We start from the raw sequence: 21,242 nt of genomic DNA on the forward strand, positions 1-21,242 counted from the left end.
TCTGGATCATTGCAGTGTATAATATTTACCCTTTAAATACGGTTTGTTTATAGGGGTGATTAGAAGAATTATAGACGTAAACCTCGCACTCCTTTTCTACTAAAAAAGTTGCCAAATTTTCTGCAAACTGCTCAAAACCACCATAATGATTTGGAATACCTCTTGTGCCAATAATTCCTATTTTCATTCTTCTACCAAATTAATTTCAATTTCAATTTCAACTTCATTTCTAAAAAACAGTAATGCCCCAACTATAAACATATAAAAATCCTCAATATTATATATTCCCCAATAATTAGCGAAGAAAATATAAAATAAATACCAAAACCAGCAATTAAATTATTTATTGTTCTTGTTTTTTGAGATGAATGCTTACTGTATGCAAATAAATAAATATTTAGAAGAAAAAGTAAATAAATTACAATCCCTATGATACCTGTTTTAAAAAAAATATTTACATAGCCATTATGAATTGCTGGGATATATCTCATTTCGGAATCTCCGAGATATACTTTAAATTTTAAATCAACCATAGAACCCGCTCCTTTTCCAATAAAAAAAGTTACGGGAGTGTTTATTTGATCTATTGCTAATGTTGCCTCATATGCCCTCCAATGATCCCAGAGATACGCATGATTGTTGGGGTCAATATTCCTAACAGGTGTAAATATCTCTGAAGGAGCGATTTTCATTTTATATAAAAATGACTCTAATCCTGGTTTTTCACGTTGAATATTTGCGTTAAATAAATAAATATAAAACAACAGAAAACTAGAAAAAACAAGCAATCCATATTTGAGTCCTTTTGAGGTAATTTTTACATATCCGTAAACAGCTAATAATAAAATAATTAAAGCAACGACCATTGTTCTTGAAAAGTATAGAAAAAACGACACTAAGACTATGCTGAAAACTATTTTTTTTACTAATTTGTTTTCAATAACGTCTAAAAAGTTAAATTTGTAAGAGCTTATAATAATAGTTAAAACAACCACTTCAGCCAAATTAGAAATTCCACCAATCGTTCTAATTTTGCTAACTGATGCCGAAGAAAAATCCACACTAGTTAAAATAGAAACAATGTGATAAATTGAAATAACAGTAGTTAAATATATGAAAACCCTTAAAAAACTTGAAAAGTCATACATTTTTTTTGCCAATAAATATCCTGCTACTAAAGCTACTATAGGCTTAGTAAAATAGGCAAAATCTTTAATAAAATTATAGAGGGTAGGTTTTTGAAAAAACGATGAAATAACAGTGATAAAAAGTATAATCAGCAGGTATGAAAGGATGTTCAATAAATTGTTAGAAACCTTTGAGAAGCAAATAAAAATTAATAAAAGAAAAATACCATAATGAACTTCAAAAATTGAAATTTGAATTAACAAGAATAAACTTAAAGCAAAATACGTTTTATTAATATTTATTTTTAAAAAGATTTCATTTTACTACAAAATTATTTTAAAATCAACAATAAATAAACCTTTTAATGAGGCTTATTTAGTTTTCGATTCATTTTACATTATTATTCAAAATATCAGTAATAATATCTGATGATTTTTTCCAAGTATATCTTTTTTTAATTGCATTTTGAACTTCATTTAAGTGAAGCTCATTTTTTTCGATTAAAACATTCTTTAACGTTTTTTAAAAGCATCAAATTTATCAATATCTATTAAATTTGGAGAAAAGAAATCAAAATCTTTCATGGATGTTTTATTTGATGAAACAACTGGAATCTTTAAAGCTCCAGCTTCAAGGGGAGGTATTCCAAAACCTTCGGCCAAAGATGGATATGCAAATATTTTTGCAGCTTTGTAAAAAAAGAATAAGTCCTTGTCAGAAATATTTTGCAATACATGAACTTTGCTTTTATATTTTGAATTCATGTTATCTAAAACAGCATCAAATTCTTTATTTTTTATTGATTTAACTCCTATAAAAACAAGTTGAATATCTTCTGAATCAATTTCTAAAAAAGCTTTTAACAAACTTTGTTGGTTTTTTCTAGGCTCAATTCTACTTACATAAAGTATATAATTTTTGATTCCGAATTTATCTTCAATATATTTAATTGATTTATTTTTATTGAATTCTTGAAAATATTCGAAATTAACTCCATTTGGCGTAACTAAAATCTCTTTCGTATCTAGCTTGTAATAAGACCTAATTCTATCTTTTGAATAATTTGACACGGTTAACAAAAAATCCGCTCTTTTTGCACTATATCTAAATAAAAAATTTCTTTTTAATCTGTAGGTAACAGAAAAATAATGTTTAAAATCATTAAATAAGATATCATGAATTGTTACAATATATTTACATGATTTTGTGGTTATAAAAGGAATTACATATTGAAAATGAGCATATTGAAATTTATTACTAGAAATAATTTTTGGAATTTCAAAAAACATCCTTAAAACCCTACTTGACTGTTTGAAATAGATAAACTTTATATTTCTAAATGTTGAGAACTCTTTTTCTAAAGCTATATCTTTAAAACATCCAATATAAATTAATACATCTTTATTTTGCTTTGAAAACTCTTTATATAACTCTCGTATGTAGGTTTTTGTACCTTGATGTTCTTTATTTAACAGATACCCATCAACGAATATTTTTAAAGTTTTTTTTGTAGACATAATTAATTTTCAAACAAATTTTGGCTAAAATACTATTTAAATAACTAAAATGCTTCTCACTATATAATTTATAACCTTTAATTAAATTTATTTCTCTTGATTGATTAAAACCAACAAAATGAATGTAGCTCAGGTTTGATTGAAATATACAGTTTTTGCCTAAATTTTTCATTTTTTTACACAAATCAACATCTTCAACATACATAAAATAATCGGAGTCAAAACCGTTTACAGCCTTATAATCTGCTGTTCGCATTAACATAAATGATCCTGAAACCCAATCCGCTTCGTATACTATTTTGTCAAAATGACCTACTTTAAACTCTTTCCTTAGGTCATTTAAAAATGAAATTTTTATTAATCTTAATGGAGAAGGAAATCTTCCTACAGCACAAATGTATTTTTTAGTAGCATCAACCATATTAATTGCGACAATTCCATTTTCTGGCTTAGAATATAAAGTATCAATTGCAGGAAGTAGATTATCAAGAAGAATGGTATCATTGTTGAGCAACAAAATAGTTTCACTGGATGCATTTTGTACCCCTAAATTGTTCGCTTTTCCAAACCCTAAATTTATCTTACTTTCAATTTGTTTTACTTCTGGAAAATTTGTTTTTATAAAGTTACAGCTTTCATCTTTTGAATCGTTATCAACTACAATAATTTCATAAGAGATTCCAACTAAATGATTTTTTAACGAATTAAAACAATCCCTTAAAAAAGGTAGTCCGTTATAATTTACAATGATTACTGAAAGTTTAGGTAAAGACATAAACGTATATTTTAATTGGTTCTTTTAAGACTTTTAAGAAGGTCTAAATGGGAAACACAGATAATTATTTCTGATTTTATAAATATGATAATTATCGCTTTTTAATCATAAAAAAATACTGCGTTGATAAAAATTCTTCAAACAATCCAAAAGTCAGCTTGTTGATCGTTTTAGCAAATGATTTACCTTTAAAATTCCTAATAGAGCCCTCTGATTTAATAACCTGGAAATTAGATGATTCTAACAATTGTTGTATGTTTTTTTTACAATAAAACCGAACATGGGTGTAATCAAAAATTCCGATTTCATCATACTTAAAATCACCTTTTAAAAATATATTAACAAATGCTGAATAATGACGTATATTGGGCATGCTAACACAAATTTCGCCATCCTCTTTTAGTAAATCCAAAACAATACTCAATGTTTTTTTAGGGTCGTAAATATGTTCAAGCACATCTGGTAACAAAATAAAATTAAAATAGTTATTATACGCAGAAAGGTCAATTTCATTTATATTTCCAAAAATAAATTTATCAATTTTTTTGTAATTGTTTTTATTTTCTTGGTCTTCAAACAAATCAATTCCTATAACTTCATCTGCAAGAGATTTTTCTTTTAAATAATAAAGAGTTTCTCCATATGCCGCTCCAATTTCGAGGACTTTTGAATATTTTCTTTCATCAAAAAACGCAATAAGATCGTGTCTAATATTTGAATAATAAATTTTTGACTTTTCTTCGTAATTCATATCTTTTAATTGGTTTTTATTGGGTGTATCCGGCTTTCTATTTCGTCAACTTATCTTTTTTGTAAATTAACAACAAACTTACCGTATAATAGAGTTCTATAAAAATAACTGTAAATATAGATCCTGTAATTCCAAATGTATAAATAAAAGCAACCCCAAAAATAATTCCAAATACAGGAGCAGTAAGTGAGATTCTCATTAAAACTTGTTTTCTATCCAAAGCCGTTAAATATAAGAATATTGGACAATTTACAATGACCAAAACAATACCAATTAAAGAAAAAATTAGTAAGTTTTTTAAAAGACTCACATTTGTTAAAGTAAAGTATTCGATAATTTCTTCTCTAAACCAGTAAATTAAAACAACCTCAATGAACATAAAAAGGATGACAAAAAAATAAGTGTTTTTTATAGTTTTCTTGGCAATTTCTTTGTCAATTTGAATTTGTTGCGATATTTTTGGAAGCATAAAAGTTTGGTAAATTGAGAATGGCTTTCTTGCTAAATTATATATCTTTTCGATAATAGAGTACACACCCGCCATTTCATAAGAAATAAGAAAACCTAATAATGGACTTAAAAAATATAATGATACATAGTTTCCAATATTTGAAAGTAAAAAATGATATCCTTCTTTTAATTCAACAAAATTGAATTAAAATTAATTTTATTAAATTTTAATTTATATTTTTTCTTTAAATAAAAAATTGAGGTAAAGCCAGTCAATAAAACACCAAAACCATAAAACAGATTGATGTTTTTTACTTCATTTGGTTCATCAACAAAAAGAAAGATCAAAATTATATAAAATATCTGACCAAGAATTGTAAGTAAACTCCATGCTTTTATTTGATGCAAGCCTTGAAGTGCCCAACTTAAATTTAGTATTGATGATAATGGAATGCATAAAGAAAATAGATAAACGCCCCATTCTAGATTTTTTGTAATAGTAAAAAAATAAATACCTAAAATTACAGGAAGAATTAGAAGAAAGATAAAACTTTTGGTGTAGATAATATTGGTAATAATATTTGAAACATTGGTACTGTTTTCTTCTTTTGATAATTTATTGACGCCAGTGATGTAAAAACCGTAATCAATAATCATAGAAAAAAAAACGAAATTGAAAACGCAACCGCAGATATTCCATAATTTACTAAGCCTACTTTGCTAATAATATAAGGAACCACGAGCAAGGGCACCATTAAGCCCGAAACACTTGAAAGTCCTGTGTAAAAAGAACCAGAAATAAAATATTTTAAGTCGACCGAATTTTTTTTAAGAGCCATTCTTTATGATTACTTACAATTCTAACGCAGATAATTTTTAAAAACTATTACCAAACTTACAAGAATCCTTCTAAATTTTTATTTTTTATTGGTACTCATAAAATATGAATTTTCATTTTCATTAGTAATCAATATCCCAATTTTATAATTCCCTTTGTTAAATTTTTCTTTTTAATCACTAGTTTAAAACCGGAATTATCGAAATTAATATTTTGATTGAAATGAGATGTAACGTCTGGACGATTAATGTTAAAAACATTTATTGAATAATTTATATTTTCACCTTCTAATATAATTTTAATATTAGAATCAACAGATGACTTGTTTACTATAAAAGCCCAACCATTTATTGAAATCATATTTTGATCCATAGAAACCCCTTCAATATTATACTTCATATTATCAGAATTTTCTGGAAGTGATGTTAAAACGATTGCCTGTATTTCTTTTTTAATTTCAATTATTTGTTGACTTGCTGACTGAAATAAAATATTGTCATCTGAAGCGATACCAATTAAAACTGAATACATCCCTAGTATTAATTTATCTGTATAACAAACAGTTTTAAAACCAGTATTTTTAATATTTTCATTCTTAAAATGAGTGGCAACATCTAGTCTTTCGTTTTTAATAGTATTAAATAAATAGGATTTATGGTTATTTGTTAATGAAATAAAAACAGAATTATCATTTTTAGCTAAATTATTTTTTAAAAAAGCCCAACCTTGCATACTTAAAATATTATTGCTAAACGAGAGGTTTTCAATATTATATTGAATAATATCTTCTTGAATATTTGGTTTGATTATAGTTTGTATTTTACTTAATTCTTTGATTTTATTGAATAAAGAATCCGCTTTATACAATTCTATTTCTTCAAATTCATGATTAAGCATATTCTTATTATCTCTTGAGTAGATATAATAAAATTCATTTAAAAAACCGACATGAACTTTTTGATTGTAAATTAAGGAATTAAAGTCTGATAAATATTGAGATGTAGTGATATAAAGTTCGTTACTATTAATTTCTCCTTGTTTAATTTTGTCTTTTATTTTTTGTTGAAAAATAACGTTTTTATCACCAGATTCTCTTGCTACGTATCCGTTGGTAATTGGTAAGTCATTTTTTAATGCAATAAAACACCAATCCTGATAGTCTAAATTGTATCCTAAACTATTATTGTAAAGAGGGTAAGTAATAATTTTATCAAAATTTGAAGAAATTTCAGTCCATTTCTTTTCATTTAGAGGCTTAATTTCATAGTTACCTGAAACAATCTGCTTATTTAAAAATAATTTAATATCATAAAACTGTATTAAAGTAATAACAATTAACAAAAACACTTTAATTCTGTTATGAATTTTTATTTTAAAAAATACAATTAAAAAAAACGAAAATAGAGTGTAATAAAAAATCCAAATAAACCTTCCACTAGCTCTAAATATGTTTCCTATTTTAACGATAAACTCAGGTAAATAATATTCAAATAATAAAGAATCATTGATTGTTACTTTATTTGTTATTGCAAAAATAATAGTCACCAACAAAAGCAAGAAAAAGGGAATAAATTTGTACTGTTTTTTTATTTGAACTGACTTGTTGATTATTGAGTATAACAGGTAAATCACACCTATAATTATTATAATAAAAAAACCTAATCCCAAATAAGAAAAACCTTCATATTGGCTTGGTGAAAATATTTTTATTGTAGGAAAAAAAGTAGACCAACCAAAAGAATTATAAAATGAATTTAAATTAAAACCATAAAGTCCATAACTATTTTCAACTTCCATAGTTTTAGCAGTACTAAATGAAACCATTCCAATTAAAAACCAACAAACAAACACCATAAAAAGTCCCGAAAAAATGTAGTAAAAAACTTGTTTTAAGGAAATCAATTTATCAAAATAATAGTTTTTGAAAGGTAGTATAATAGAAAATCCAATAATCATCAAAAATAAATACGGATTTATAAGAGCACTTAAAACAAGAATTAATAATTGTTTTTTATTAATATTTTGAACATTTTCTTTTAAAGGCTTTACTAAGTAGTAATAAATTGAGGCCATAATTAGCCATTGGGCGCAAAGAGCTGGGTGCATAACTCTATACATTAATACCGGATTAAAAGATATTAAAAGAACAGCCAATACGATTAACCAATAGTTCTTTGTATATAAATTAAATACCTTGAAAGTAAAATAACCCATTAACAAGTGACATGATAAAAACCAAATTCCAAAATATTGAAATGTTTCAGGTAATAAAAAGGAAATCGTTTTAAAGAATATTGCTAATAATGGAATAGAGTCAGTAAAACCAACATTGGTTCCTGCTGGGAAATTGTAGTTCTCAATTGCACCAATGGGCAAATGCCATGGTTCTTTTTGAAAGTAGGCCCAACCTAAGTAATGTTGTCCCCAATCATGATAAACAGTCATCAACCAATTTATATTGCTAGGTAAAATAATTTCAAAACCATAGGATAAATGAAACATCAATAAAATTAAAGCTACTGATATTATTAGATACTTTTTTTATTTCTTTTTTCCATAACAAATGCTTTCAATAAAATCTAAATATATTTTTGAATTTGGTACTGAAATGTTTTTTCTAGAGCTTAATTGCAATAATAATACTATTAAAGTTACCGTAAATAATTGAAGCATTATTCCTGCAAGAATAAGGGTTAAACTTGATGCCCATCCTGGAATTGCATTGTTTGTAAATATTTTTTGGGACAATATGTATGCAATTGAAACAGAACAAAGTAATATTCCGTACGAAGTAAATTTTAATATCCTTAAAGATAAAAAATCGAAATATACAGAAATAGAACTCAAACCATGAATCGTAAGGTTATAAAAATTCATTTTTGAAACGCCGTGATATCTTTTTCCTCTGTCTAATAAAATCTTATCAAACGGAATTCTAGACTGTATTATTCCTCCAGAATAATGGTTCCAAATATTTTTTTGATGCACTACTTTTGATAAAAGTGCTTCAGGAATAATGCTAAAGTTTCCGAAATTTATTTTTTGACCTGTAAAAAAATAAAATAACTTTTTATAAACAATATATCCCAGCTTAAACATAACAGACTCTTGCCTTTTTTTTCGTTGTGCGAAAATAATTTTTTTATTTTGCTCCTTTTCAGCTTTTTCAAGTAAGAGCATCATATCTTCGGGTTTATCTTCACCATCACTATCCATTACAATCACATAATCTTTTTGGTCTACTTCGTTGTAAATAAATTGAAGTCCTGTTGCAATGGCTCTTTGATGACCAATATTAATTTTAAGATTTAGGGTACAAATATTAATTTTTGAAGAATTTATACTTTTCTCATTAGTAGAACCATCGTTGATAACTACAATTGAAAATGTATATTTTTTAGAATATTTTTCCTGTAACTTTTCTATGTGCATGAGAAGCACTTCAAAACTCTCCCAATCATCGTAAACAGGCGTTAAACAGTATGCTTTTTTCATTTAGTAATTATTTTTATCCGATTAATTTCAAAAATAAAACACTATTAATTTTGAAATATCCTTTGTCTTATAAGTGATCTAAGCTATTTAGAAACGTATCTTTTTCAGACAACAAAATTTCCTCTTTTTTTAGTTTCCAATCAATTTGTAAAGTTTTGTCATTAAACAAAATTCCACCTTCTGATGCTTTATGATAGTAATTATCGCACTTGTAAAAAAATATAGTATCGTCTTCTAAAACAGAAAAACCATGTGCAAAACCTCTTGGTACAAATAACTGTTTGTTATTTTCACCTGTTAATTCTATTGAAAATGTCTGTCCAAATGTTTCGGAGTTTTTTCGAATATCTACAACAACATCAAGCACCCTTCCTTTAATTACTCTTACTAGTTTTGCTTGGGCAAACTCTCCTTTTTGAAAGTGCAACCCACGTAAAACTCCTCTTTGAGAAATTGATTGATTATCTTGCACAAAATTGATATTTAATCCTACTTTTTCTTGAAACTTTTGCAAATTAAATGATTCAAAAAAACTTCCTCTCCCATCATCAAAAATTGTGGGTTCTATTACAAAACAATCTTGTAATCCTGTTTCTCTAACTATCATTAAATTTTTAATAAATTACGTGAATAACCGCTTTTTAAAAAGGGCTTTGTTATTTTTATCATTTCTTTTTTGGTTATAAAACCCGCTCTATAAGCAGACTCTTCTAAAGAGCCAATCTTTAACCCTTGTCTTTGTTCAATAGCTTGCACAAACTGACCGGCTTGCATTAAAGAATCAAAAGTACCTGTATCTAACCAAGCAATTCCTCTATCTAGCACTGTTACCAGAAGTTTTTCTTTTTCTAAATATGTCTTATTTATATCTGTTATCTCTAACTCTCCTCTTATACTTGGTTGTATCTGTTTAGCTATCTCTACTACACTATTATCATAAAAATAAATACCCGGCACGGCAAAATTAGATTTTGGTTTTAAAGGTTTTTCTTCAATAGAAATTGCTTTAAAATTTTCATCAAACTCCACAACTCCATAACGTTCTGGATCTGTAACATGATAAGCAAATACAACACCTCCATCTGGGTTGTTATTTGACCTTAATAAACTTGGCAATCCTGATCCATAAAAAATATTATCTCCTAAAATAAGCGCAACGCTATCTTTACCAATAAAATCCTCACCTATTAAAAAGGCTTCTGCTAAACCGTTTGGTTTTTCTTGAACCTTAAATTGAAAATCACAACCATATTTTTTTCCATCACCCAATAATCTTTCAAAAAGTGGTAGGTCTTGAGGTGTAGATATAATTAATATTTCTCTTATTCCTGACAATATCAAAACAGAAATGGGGTAATAAATCATTGGTTTATCATACACCGGCATTAATTGTTTGCTAATAGCTAATGTTAATGGGTGTAATCTAGTACCTGATCCTCCTGCTAATACGATTCCTTTCATTATTTATTGTATTTTTCTAGATACCACTTAATTGTTTTTCTAATTCCAGATTCAAAATTTTCTTGGGCTTCCCAGCTCAATTCTTCTTCTATTTTTGTTGCATCAATAGCATATCTAAAATCATGTCCTGGTCTATCTTTTACAAAACTAATTTGTTCTTTATACGATTTTTCTTTAGGTTTTTCTTGATCTAAAATTTCGCAGATCGTATTTGAAATATTTAAATTATTCCGCTCGTTTTTGCCACCAATATTATACGTTTCTCCAGCTTTTCCCCAGCTATAAGCAAACTCTACACCTCTGCAATGGTCTAAAACATACAACCAATCTCTAATGTTTTTTCCGTCTCCATAAATAGGAATCTTTTCTCCTGAAATTGCTTTTCTAATTATGGTTGGAATCAACTTTTCATCATGTTGTTTTGGGCCGTAATTATTAGAACAGTTTGTCGTTACAACATTTAAACCATAGGTATGAAAATAACTTCTTACTAAAAAATCTGATGATGCTTTTGAAGCACTATACGGGCTGTTGGGGGCATAAGGAGTGAACTCTGTAAAAAAACCAGTTTCTCCTAAAGATCCATAAACCTCATCTGTAGATATATGATGAAATCTAGTGTTTTCGAACCCTTTTTTAAACTTGAATGGTGCTTCCATCCAATAATTCTTTGCAACATCAATCAAATTAAACGTTCCAAAAACATTTGTTTTCACAAACGCATCCGGGTTTTTAATTGAGTTATCTACATGAGATTCTGCTGCAAAATGGATAACACTTAAAAAATTATACTTACTAAAAAGTTGTTCTAACAAAACTCTATCACAAATATCTCCTTTTACAAAAAAATACCTATCGGAATTTTCTACTTCTTTTAAGTTGTATAAATCTCCGGCGTATGTTAATAAATCTAAATTTACAATGTTTATTTCTTGGTTCTTTTCAAGAAAATAAGGAATAAAATTAGAACCTATAAAACCTGCTCCACCAGTTATGAGAACTGTTTGCATCTTTTTTATTTTTTGTAGTTTTCTAGAAAAGTATTTACTTTTAGCAAAAGAAGAAAAATAATCATAAATCCTGCACCAACAATACCTAATAAAAACCCTTTGTTTTTAGTTACTCCTTTTATTTCATAACCAACTGGCTGAAAGTTAGAGATGACATTGATAACTTCGTATTTTTGAGATTTTTCTTTGGCAATTTTTTCCAAATCAAGATTTATTTTTCTATTGGTTTCAAACAATTCTAATTCTTTTGTGGTTCTTTTTTCACCACCTAAATCTATACTTGTGCCTGTAGTTAATTTTTTTGCTTCTTCAAGCATTACTTGCATATAAACCTGTCTTAAAGAATCTATTTGTGTTAAGCTTTCTCGGTATAAAGAATCTGTTCTATCTAAATTTTCGTTAGTTAAAACTTTTAATCTATTAAAATATTTATTATCAACCACGGATGAAATTATAACATCATCTAATTTATCAAAAACATTATTTTTTTCTGCAATAACCGTTACTTTATGAACTTTATAATCATAATCTGTAAATGCAGCTTTAAAATCTTTATACTCATAACTCTTAATCGTTAATGTATCAACAGATAATATTAAATCGTTGTAAGCATCAATTAGATCGCTATCAATCTTTAAAGGCACAATTTCAAACTTCTTTAGGGAAGCTGCGGACTCTTTATCTAAGTTAAAGGTTTTTTGAAGTGTTGCTGTATCTTTTTGTTTTACTAAGTCATTGTAATAATTTATGTTGTTGTACAATTGTCTAGAACTTTTAAAATTTGGTTCTAAAAGTAAATCTGAACCATATTTAGAAGATGTTGTAGTTTCTAAAAAGATACCGGCAGTTAAACCAATAACTCCTGCAATACCTATTTTTATACTGTTTTCTTTTAAAAAAATTAAACTAGAAACAATACCATGAAATAAACTTTTAAAGATATTTCCTATAAAATTAAAAAAATTAGAAAAACCTTTTCCAATAATTACAAATAAAGAGCCTAAATCTACCTCTTCTTCGTTGCTCTTTTGATTTGTTGACATTTGTTTAGTTTGGTTGAAAAATCAATATTTAGTATTAAAAAATTTGCTCTAATATTCTTTGTGTAATTGCATAGGTTGGGGTAACACCAGTCATCCCTAAGCCTCCAGAAGCCAATGTAGCACCTGTTTCTAATGGATTATCAGAAGCGTAATATGCATAACGCACTTTTACATTTTCGGATATATTTCCTCTAATCCTAGACGCAGATTGTATTGCTTTTTGATAATGTGCTCCTTCCATTTCTAGACCAATTACATTCCATGTAGAATCGTGAAAAAACTTTAAAAGATCTTTGTTTTGTAACGATGTTCCTAAAACAGAAACCATTGATCCATCAAACGCCTTTACACCAAAACCTTCTAAATCTTCTTTAGAAAGTTCGTTTTTAAACGGATAATTATCTGCTGTTCCTTCAAAGATGTGTGCATCAGGAATCATAATATCTCCTTTTCCGCCTTCTAAGATACCCGCTTTACCCATAATTGAAACCGACTTTACATCTAAAAAAATCTTATCATTATCAGTATTATACGGCTTCAATAATTCATCCATAGTTTCATACGCTTGCTCTCCAAAAGCGTAATCCATAACTATAATTACAGCATGTTCGTTTAAAGAGTGCTCTTTTGTAAACGAAGAAACATCAAAGTTTATTTTATCAGTATCTATTATTTGTACATTAATATTTGTTCCTGATGTATCTTCTATATAAATTAAGCCATTATGGGAAGCGTAATTTTTTACTTTTTTCTGTAACGGTTTGCTATCTACATTACTTAATAACTGAAATAACTCAAAGCCTTTAAGATTTTTTGCTTCTTTTGGCAAAGCACCTTTTGCATAAATTGAATTTAACACACTGTGCATATTTGCACTAATTATGTGAATTGGTCTTTTTAAAAGGTCATGTTTTTTTAAGGTACTTTTTATCTCATTTGCCCAAATTTCTCCATAAATATGATGTCCAATTTCTTCAATTAAAACAGAACTAAAAGTTACAGTTCTCTTTTTATCTTCAAAAACTTCTTTTATTGCTAATTTACCTAACCAATAAATTAGATTAAAAATTTATGTGGATTTTTCTCTGAACTAAAAACTTTGTAAATTCTAGAGACTTCTTCGTAGGTTCTGCCTAGAATATTCCCTAAATGAACAATTAAAACTTCTTTCTCTTTTTCTGATATTACCTTTCTATTTAAAACAATATCTTCTAAATGTTTCCATTCTCTTATAAAGTCTTCGCCCTCATTCAAAGAAACTCTTGCCTGAATTTTATGCGATTCTATAAACAAAAAAGTTAAATGTGTAAGAATATCGTAGATTTCAGATCTTCCTCTTGTTATCTCAATATTCATTTGATCTTTGTCTATTCGATAACAGTTTCTTCTTCTTTTTGGCGGAATTATAGCCTCAAAATGAGAGTTTTTATACCCTTCATCTGCGGTTAAATTTATAAATTGGCATTCTTCAATTCCTTCTGGTAGCCTTTCTATAATATATATTAATCCATTTAATTCTGCTCTATCTTCTGCAATAGATCCATAAATTTCTGGTCTTAGTTGTAAAAGTGATTTTCGTAAAGTTTCTCCAGAAATTCCCATGGGCTTGTAAAAGCCTCTACTAAATAAGTGGCGCATAGAAATATATAATTTTTCTATGGCATTTGTAGATTCCTGAGCTCTTGTTCTTTCAATATTTTTAGTTTCTAACATCTGTAATTTTATGGTGTAAATATAAATTATTTCCCTGATAAAATTTGGGTGTATTTATCTTGGTTTTGAAGCAACTTAACGGCCTCTTTTATTGTATAATCATTTTTTAAATGGTGCTCATAAACACCCTCTTTGTAATAATATTTCTCTAGAATTTCTTCTTCTAACAATACTTGAATTATATCTTGATTTTTAGATATTTCTTCAACTTTATCTTCAAACAATTTTTCTTTTATTTTCTGATATTCTTTAGAAATACTTGTGTTTTCTATCGATAAAAATGCGGTTTCAAACAAACGTTCTTGCTTGGTCACAAAAGTGGTATCTAAAACTAAATAATTTGTAAAATTCTTGAAATCAGCATTTGAAAACTGATACTTTTCTACGGTTTCAATTTTTGGGTTTTTATAAAAATAATCAATCGCAAAATTAAAAAGAGCTTTAGAGCCTACTAAAACTTCTGTAGCTTCCGTTTTTTTTGATATTTCAATTTCTATATCTGGCAAAACACCACCGCCATCGTACACCTTTCTTCCGTTTTCCGTTTTAAAAACATTAATTCCTTTATCAGAAAACTTAGGAACTTTGCCTGTTTTATCATCCCAATTTGTATAATCTAACTCCTGAATACATCTTCCACTTGGTGTATAATATTTAGAAATTGTCAATTTTAATTGCGTTCCGTATGTTAAAGTTCTGTAGCGTTGCACTAATCCTTTGCCAAAAGAACGTTGCCCCATAATTACCGCTCGGTCATAATCTTGCAAAGAACCGCTTACAATTTCGGATGCCGATGCAGAACGCCCATTTACTAAAACAACCAGCGGAATTTCTAAATCTAAAGGATCATTTGTAGTTTTGTAGGTGTTGCTCCATTTTTTAATCTTCGCCTTTGTGGTCACAATTACTTTTCCTTTCGGAATAAAAAAGTTTGATATATTTATAGCTTCTTGAAGAGAACCACCAGGGTTTGAGCGTAAATCAAAAACCAATTTTGTCATCCCTTTTTTCTTTAATTCTCGGTACGCCTTTTTTACTTCGGATGATGCTTTTTCATTAAACTGAGTCAATGTAATATACCCTGTTTCTGCATCAATCATTTCATAAAAAGGCACGGGATTAATTTCAACCTGTTCTCTTAATATTTCCTTTTTAAGAATTTTTCCTTGACGCTCAATTTCTACTGCCATTTTTGTATCCGGCGTTCCTTTTAAAAACATAGAAAGTTGCTCCCTTTCCATATCTTTTAGCGCTTGGCCATCTACAGAAGTAATGATATCGCCTGCTTTTAAACCCGCTTTATCTCCAGCATATCCTTTGTAAACCTCGCTTATTTGAATGCCGTTTTTAGTATAGTAAACGCCAACTCCAATTCCTGCATATTCTCCTTCTCTTCTAATTTTTGCATCTTCTACATCTTGTTCGTTGTAAAAGTTAGTATACGGATCTAAATCTTTTAAGGTGTTTTTAATGGCTCTGTTGGTTAATTCCGCAGGATTTATTTCATCAACATAATACATATTCAATTCCTTAAAAAGTGTATTATATATTTCTATCTGCTTAGCAATTTCAAAGAATTTAGACTGGAATGAAAATGACAAAAAAATCGCTCCAACTGCCAAAGTTATAAGTATTCCCTTTTTTATTTTAAATTTTTTCATCTGATTTATTTTTTACTTCTTCAATAAATAAAGTTAGTAATTTATTCATTTTAGAAAAGAGTTCTTCATAGGGCATCTCTTCTCTCCCAATATAAGAAATCATAAAAATATAGGGATTCTCTAAATTATCGTACACAATTCCTTTTTGCAATCGATACGTTTCACGCATTAATCTTTTTAACCGATTTCTATCAGGCGCTTTTTTAAAATTCCTTTTAGCTACAGAAACGCCAACTTGTGCAGGGAAATTAGACGTATGTAACGTTTGCAAATACATCATCCGCAACGGAAAAGCTTTTACAGAATTGCCTTCTGCATACAACCGTCCTATCAACTTTCTGCTTTTTAATCGCTCTTGCTTTCCTAAGGTAAACTTCATCAATACAAACTTAAATCAAATCAATAACTTTTTAGCAGTTTATATCCATGAACTTCAAAAATTACGTATTTTTAATGAAAAATTAATTTCTATTTTTAACTAAAAAATGTTATAGAATTAAACAATATTTAATAAATTTGTTAAAAATTATACATTTATAAAAATTGTAATTTCTTAAAACCATCATTTTAAACAGACAAACTATATGAAACCTGATTTATTTCAAGCTCCAGATTATTATAATTTAGACGATTTATTAACCGAAGAACACAAATTAATTCGTGAAGCTGCCCGTGATTGGGTAAAACGCGATGTTTCTCCTATTATTGAAGAATACGCTCAAAAAGCAGAATTCCCGAAACAAATTATTGGTGGTTTGGCAGAAATTGGTGCATTCGGACCTTACATTCCAGAAGAATACGGTGGTGCAGGTTTAGATCAAATTTCTTACGGATTAATTATGCAAGAAATTGAGCGCGGAGATTCTGGAGTTCGTTCTACAGCTTCTGTACAATCATCTTTAGTAATGTATCCTATTTATACATATGGTAATGAAGCGCAACGCAAAAAATATTTACCAAAATTAGCTTCTGGAGAATGGATGGGTTGCTTTGGATTAACAGAACCAAATCATGGGTCAAATCCTGCAGGAATGGAAACGAAGTTTAAAGATATGGGAGATCACTATCTTTTAAACGGCGCAAAAATGTGGATTTCTAATGCACCGTTTGCACAAGTTGCGGTTGTTTGGGCTAAAAATGAAGAAGGTAGAATTCATGGGTTAATTGTAGAACGCGGAATGGAAGGTTTTTCTACACCAGAAACTCATAATAAATGGTCTTTACGCGCTTCATCAACAGGTGAACTTATTTTTGATAACGTAAAAGTACCAAAAGAAAATTTATTGCCAAATAAATCTGGATTAGGAGCACCTTTAGGATGCTTAGATTCAGCTCGTTATGGAATAGCTTGGGGCGCAATTGGGGCTGCAATGGATTGTTATGATACCGCTTTGCGTTATTGTAAAGAACGTGAACAGTTTGGAAAACCAATTGGTCAGTTTCAATTGCAACAGAAAAAATTAGCAGAAATGATTACCGAAATTACAAAAGCTCAATTATTAGCTTGGAGATTAGGTGTTCTTAAAAATAACGGAAAAGCTACTTCTGCTCAAATTTCTATGGCAAAACGTAATAATGTAGATATGGCAATACATATTGCTAGAGAAGCAAGACAGATGTTAGGCGGAATGGGAATTACCGGCGAATATTCAATTATGCGTCACATGATGAATTTAGAAAGTGTAATTACCTACGAAGGTACACACGATATTCATCTACTAATTACCGGTTTTGATGTAACAGGATTGAACGCTTTTAAATAATTTTAAATTCTTTTTTGTAATTAAATCATTAAAAATGTGATAAAATTTTAATGAAGAAAAAATTTAATCCTATTTATTTCTGTTTTTTTCTCTTGCGGAAGTATATCAGAATTCGAAGAAGAGCTTTATAATGGTGAAATTATCATTGTCTATTACACCATTATAAACACTCCTAATTTTGATGATATAAAAGAGGTAGACTTTAACACTTATAGACGCCATAGATTTAGAAAATCTTACTTCGGGAACGGAAACACCTCTATTTCTGATGGTGTAAAAAAATACAATGATTTTGCCAAACCTTATTGAAATTAAACAAATATTACTTTTTTGAATATTACAGACATCATGAAACAAGGATTAAACAATCATGTTTTGGTTGCAAATGGTGGTTTGCATCCATCCAAAGAGGCATACCCTAAATTTTTAGAAAGACTTTTACCTCTTGCTTTCGAAAAATTAATGCGGAAATAAAAAATAAATTATCAAAAATAAATTCTGTTACGATTTACTTCAAAGTTTTGGTTGAATTTAAAATACCTAGAATTGTATGATCAACTTTATTATAGAAAGAGACTGTCTGGTTTTATTTAAAAAAAGACATTAATAAAGTTAATATTCTACAACCTCCAAAAACCTTCATTCTAAATTTTTAGTTTAATGCAGACTGCCCTGATTTGCGGGAAAAAAGCCTGTTTAACTTCGTTAAAAAACTCATAAAGTTCTGTTAAAGGGGAGGCAATGTTCCTTTATTAATTAAATATTTGCCCAGCGGAGTATTTATACTCTTAAACCCAACATGTATATTATGCATAGATTTTTTTTATAAGCTTCTTATTTATAAGCGCAATTGCCTTTTCTCAAACTAAAAAATTCACAATTAATGGTATCGTTAAATCGGAAGATGACCAAGAACTGCTACAATCTGCAACTGTTCATCTAGAAAGAATAAAAGATAGTAGCATCGTTTCTTTTACTATTACTAGCGAAAAAGGTGTTTTTGATCTTACAGGAGAAACATCAGATTCAAAAATAAAACTAGTGGTTTCTTTTATCGGATTTAAACCATACGTGAAAATTATTGATGTTAAAAATCAAAATATTGAGACTTTATTTTTAAAAAATTCGAGCCTTCTAGACGGCGTAGTTATAAAATCTAGCGCACCAATTACGATCAAAAAAGATACCTTAGAGTTTAATGTAAAATCATTTAAGACAAAAGCAGATGCAAATGTTGAAGATTTGCTTAAAAAATTACCTGGTTTAGAAGTCGATTTAGAGGGTAATATTACTGTAAACGGAAAATCAGTAAATAAAATATTAGTAAATGGAAAACCTTTTTTCGGGAATGATCCAACGATTACAACTAGAAATTTAACGAAAGATATTATAGAAAAAATTCAAATTACGGATACAAGAACCAATGCTGAAGCTTTTTCTGGTGAAGATGCTGATGGTGAAAATAAAACCATAAATCTTACGATAAAGAAAGAAAATAACCAAGGGTATTTTGGTAAAGTTGCAGCAGGTGCCGGTACAAACAACAGAAATGAATATGCAGGAATGATTACTCGTTTCAAACAAAGTGAACGAATTGGTATTTTAGCTGGTGGTAATAATATTAATTCTCCTGGTTTTAGTTTTGGAAATCAGCGATTGCAATTTGGCGGAAATAGTAGAAGTTTTGGTGGCGGACAAGGCATCGTAACTTCCAATAATTATGGTGCAAACTATATAAATTCCTTTGGGAAAATATTTGAAGTTTCTGGTGATTATTTTTACAAAAACAGTTCTTCTGATAATAAATCTACTTCTAATAGAGAAACTTTTTTATCAGACGGAACAAGCTTCTTTAGACGTTCTGAAAATACTTCTTTAAACGATAGTGATAGTCATGATGCAAGTATCGATTTTGAAATTGAAATAGATAGTACCTTTAGAATTGATATTGAAACTGATTTGAATAGAAATTTAAACACCAACAGATTTAACAGCCAATCTGAAACTTTAAATAATAGTAAAACCTTAACAAATGACTCTAAAATTGGATCAATAGCAGATTCTGACAGAGAAAGGTTTGACAATGAAATTAACTTAACTAAAAAATTTGGTAGCAAAGGAGCCTTTGTAAGAGTTGAATTAACTGCAAATTTAAGAAAGACTTTAACGGACGATTTTGTGAAATCAGAAACCAACATTTATGGATCAAATCCAGATCAAATCATTAGAGATCAATATTCAGACGGAATTTCAGATATTAAAGAACTTGCTAGTCAAGTTACGTATCGCCTCCCAATTATAGCAAGAAAATTATATTTAGATATTGATTATACTGTTGGAAACACAAAAACAACAAGTAAAAGAAGCACATTCGATTTTGACAAAACTACAAATGATTACACAAGTTTCAGCAACCTTTTAAGCACCGATTTTAAATACTCTGATAAAATAAGTAGACCGGGTGTAGAATTAGAATTTAAAAATGAAAAATGGTCAGCGTCAACAGAACTTGCCTTTAATAATAGAACGCTTGAAAACAGGGATTATTTAAGACCTGAAACAAACTTAGTAAGAGAATTTAATAATTTAGAGTATGGTTTTAGTACGCGATATCAAAAAGATAGAACAAGTCGTTATAGGCTGAGTTATAATTTTAGAAACGCAACCCCAAGTTTATCTCAATTACAACCTTTTAGAGATGAATCAAATCCTCTAAATATCATTACGGGTAATCCTGCTTTATCGCCCTCTAAAACACATACTATTCGACTAGGTGCATCTAACTTTAATTGGCAAAGTAGAACAGGTTTTTGGTCTTATGGAAATATTTCTTTTACGAATGATAATGTTGTTGCAAATACAATTATTAATCCGAATACATTAATTAGAGAAACTAGCTATGCAAACGCAGATGGATTTGTGAATATAAGAGGTGGCGGAAGTTATAGTTCTACAAAAAAATGGGAAGATTTTGGAAGCTTAAAAACAGAATTTAGAGTTTTTGGTGATTATAATAAAAGCATCAACTTTAATAATGGCGTACAATATTCTAGTAAAATAACCTCTATTTCTCCGAATATTGGTTTCGACTTTTCTTGGGATGGAGTAGTAACAATAAGACCTTCTTACACGGTCTCTTTCAGTAAAAACACCTATGATATTGAAAGTTTTAGCAATAGAAATTTCACTAATCATGACGTAACAGTAGCAACGTCGACCAATTTTTTTAAGAAAGTTGAATGGTTGAATGATGTAAATTATAATTACAATCCAAATATTGCCACTGGCTTTCAAAGAAGTGCTTGGTTTTGGAACACTACCTTACGTTATTCTATTTTAAAGGATAATGGCGCAATTAGCCTAAGAATTTATGATATTTTAGATCAAAACACAAATGCAAGAAGAGTTGCTACTGAAGATTATATTCAGGATTCTTCAAGTACTGTTTTAAATCAATATGCAATGTTAAGTTTTACATGGAAATTTAATAGCTTAGGAAATGCTGGTTCAAAATTTGAGCCTCAAAGCAGAAGCAGACATAATTAAAAAGATAGATTCACAACAATTAATTTAATGTCGAAAATTAATAATTCCATCTATTTTAAAATATGATAAAAGTCATGTATTAAAAGGTAAC

The 21,242-nt window shown here is 28.6% G+C and carries 18 protein-coding genes and 1 pseudogene; 3 read left to right on the top strand and 16 right to left on the bottom strand.

Going from position 1 to position 21,242, the window contains the following annotated elements:
* Positions 1-25 precede the first annotated feature (25 nt).
* From BST83_RS20815 to rnpA, 16 genes and pseudogenes are all read right to left on the bottom strand, one after another.
* Complete coding sequence (locus BST83_RS20815; protein ID WP_240614780.1) at positions 26-187, bottom strand: DUF1972 domain-containing protein; 162 nt, start codon at positions 185-187, stop codon at positions 26-28.
* A 64-nt stretch (positions 188-251) separates the two neighbouring features.
* Entirely contained in the window at positions 252-1,148 is an 897-nt protein-coding gene (locus BST83_RS14875; RefSeq protein ID WP_146092178.1) for an O-antigen ligase family protein, read from the bottom strand.
* A 492-nt stretch (positions 1,149-1,640) separates the two neighbouring features.
* Positions 1,641-2,645, bottom strand: a complete 1,005-nt coding sequence (locus tag BST83_RS14880) for a glycosyltransferase family 4 protein (protein ID WP_104810465.1) — start codon at positions 2,643-2,645, stop codon at positions 1,641-1,643.
* Positions 2,611-3,420 carry a glycosyltransferase family 2 protein gene (locus BST83_RS14885; protein ID WP_104810466.1) on the bottom strand — a complete coding sequence of 270 codons (810 nt, stop codon included), beginning with the start codon at positions 3,418-3,420 and terminating at the stop codon, positions 2,611-2,613. The genes BST83_RS14880 and BST83_RS14885 overlap by 35 nt, the downstream gene beginning before the upstream one ends.
* 91 nt (positions 3,421-3,511) lie before the next feature.
* Positions 3,512-4,171: a class I SAM-dependent methyltransferase gene (locus tag BST83_RS14890; protein WP_104810467.1), complete on the bottom strand. Its 660-nt coding sequence runs from the start codon at positions 4,169-4,171 to the stop codon at positions 3,512-3,514.
* Between the two features lie 37 nt (positions 4,172-4,208).
* Positions 4,209-4,640, bottom strand: coding sequence for an MATE family efflux transporter (locus BST83_RS14895; RefSeq protein ID WP_146092179.1), 432 nt, complete (start codon positions 4,638-4,640; stop codon positions 4,209-4,211).
* A 167-nt stretch (positions 4,641-4,807) separates the two neighbouring features.
* Entirely contained in the window at positions 4,808-5,314 is a 507-nt protein-coding gene (locus BST83_RS14900; protein WP_302849491.1) for an oligosaccharide flippase family protein, read from the bottom strand.
* Between the two features lie 274 nt (positions 5,315-5,588).
* Positions 5,589-7,964, bottom strand: coding sequence for a DUF6311 domain-containing protein (locus BST83_RS14910; RefSeq protein WP_496559617.1), 2,376 nt, complete (start codon positions 7,962-7,964; stop codon positions 5,589-5,591).
* A gap of 36 nt (positions 7,965-8,000) precedes the next feature.
* Positions 8,001-8,954, bottom strand: coding sequence for a glycosyltransferase (locus BST83_RS14915; RefSeq protein ID WP_104810472.1), 954 nt, complete (start codon positions 8,952-8,954; stop codon positions 8,001-8,003).
* Between the two features lie 67 nt (positions 8,955-9,021).
* Positions 9,022-9,561, bottom strand: a complete 540-nt coding sequence (gene rfbC / locus BST83_RS14920; protein ID WP_104810473.1) for a dTDP-4-dehydrorhamnose 3,5-epimerase — start codon at positions 9,559-9,561, stop codon at positions 9,022-9,024.
* The gene (rfbA, locus tag BST83_RS14925; protein WP_104810474.1) at positions 9,561-10,415 is read right to left on the bottom strand and encodes a glucose-1-phosphate thymidylyltransferase RfbA; all 855 of its coding nucleotides are present in this window, start codon (positions 10,413-10,415) and stop codon (positions 9,561-9,563) included. Before rfbA ends, rfbC begins: the two co-directional genes overlap by 1 nt.
* Positions 10,415-11,425 (bottom strand): dTDP-glucose 4,6-dehydratase, encoded by a 1,011-nt coding sequence (gene rfbB, locus BST83_RS14930; protein WP_104810475.1) that lies wholly within the window; start codon positions 11,423-11,425, stop codon positions 10,415-10,417. Before rfbB ends, rfbA begins: the two co-directional genes overlap by 1 nt.
* A 5-nt stretch (positions 11,426-11,430) precedes the next feature.
* Complete coding sequence (locus tag BST83_RS14935) at positions 11,431-12,468, bottom strand: hypothetical protein (RefSeq protein WP_104810476.1); 1,038 nt, start codon at positions 12,466-12,468, stop codon at positions 11,431-11,433.
* Between the two features lie 34 nt (positions 12,469-12,502).
* A pseudogene (locus BST83_RS14940) lies at positions 12,503-14,181 on the bottom strand (DUF6909 family protein).
* A gap of 26 nt (positions 14,182-14,207) precedes the next feature.
* On the bottom strand, positions 14,208-15,842 hold the full coding sequence (locus BST83_RS14945) for a S41 family peptidase (protein WP_104810477.1): 1,635 nt from the start codon (positions 15,840-15,842) through the stop codon (positions 14,208-14,210).
* Entirely contained in the window at positions 15,829-16,221 is a 393-nt protein-coding gene (rnpA, locus tag BST83_RS14950) for a ribonuclease P protein component (protein ID WP_104810478.1), read from the bottom strand. Before rnpA ends, BST83_RS14945 begins: the two co-directional genes overlap by 14 nt.
* A gap of 205 nt (positions 16,222-16,426) precedes the next feature.
* On the opposite strand from rnpA, the gene BST83_RS14955 reads away from it, so the two are divergent.
* The 3 genes from BST83_RS14955 to BST83_RS14960 all read left to right on the top strand — a co-directional run bounded on the left by BST83_RS14955 (position 16,427) and on the right by BST83_RS14960 (position 21,151).
* Positions 16,427-17,605 carry an acyl-CoA dehydrogenase family protein gene (locus tag BST83_RS14955; RefSeq protein WP_104810479.1) on the top strand — a complete coding sequence of 393 codons (1,179 nt, stop codon included), beginning with the start codon at positions 16,427-16,429 and terminating at the stop codon, positions 17,603-17,605.
* A 330-nt stretch (positions 17,606-17,935) separates the two neighbouring features.
* Positions 17,936-18,079: a hypothetical protein gene (locus tag BST83_RS20175; RefSeq protein ID WP_205853592.1), complete on the top strand. Its 144-nt coding sequence runs from the start codon at positions 17,936-17,938 to the stop codon at positions 18,077-18,079.
* A 567-nt stretch (positions 18,080-18,646) separates the two neighbouring features.
* A complete protein-coding gene (locus tag BST83_RS14960) occupies positions 18,647-21,151 on the top strand; it encodes an outer membrane beta-barrel protein (RefSeq protein ID WP_367889176.1) in 2,505 nt (834 codons plus the stop codon).
* Positions 21,152-21,242 lie beyond the last annotated feature (91 nt).

The sequence above is a fragment of the Polaribacter filamentus genome (assembly GCF_002943715.1).
In the GTDB taxonomy this organism is placed as follows: domain Bacteria; phylum Bacteroidota; class Bacteroidia; order Flavobacteriales; family Flavobacteriaceae; genus Polaribacter; species Polaribacter filamentus.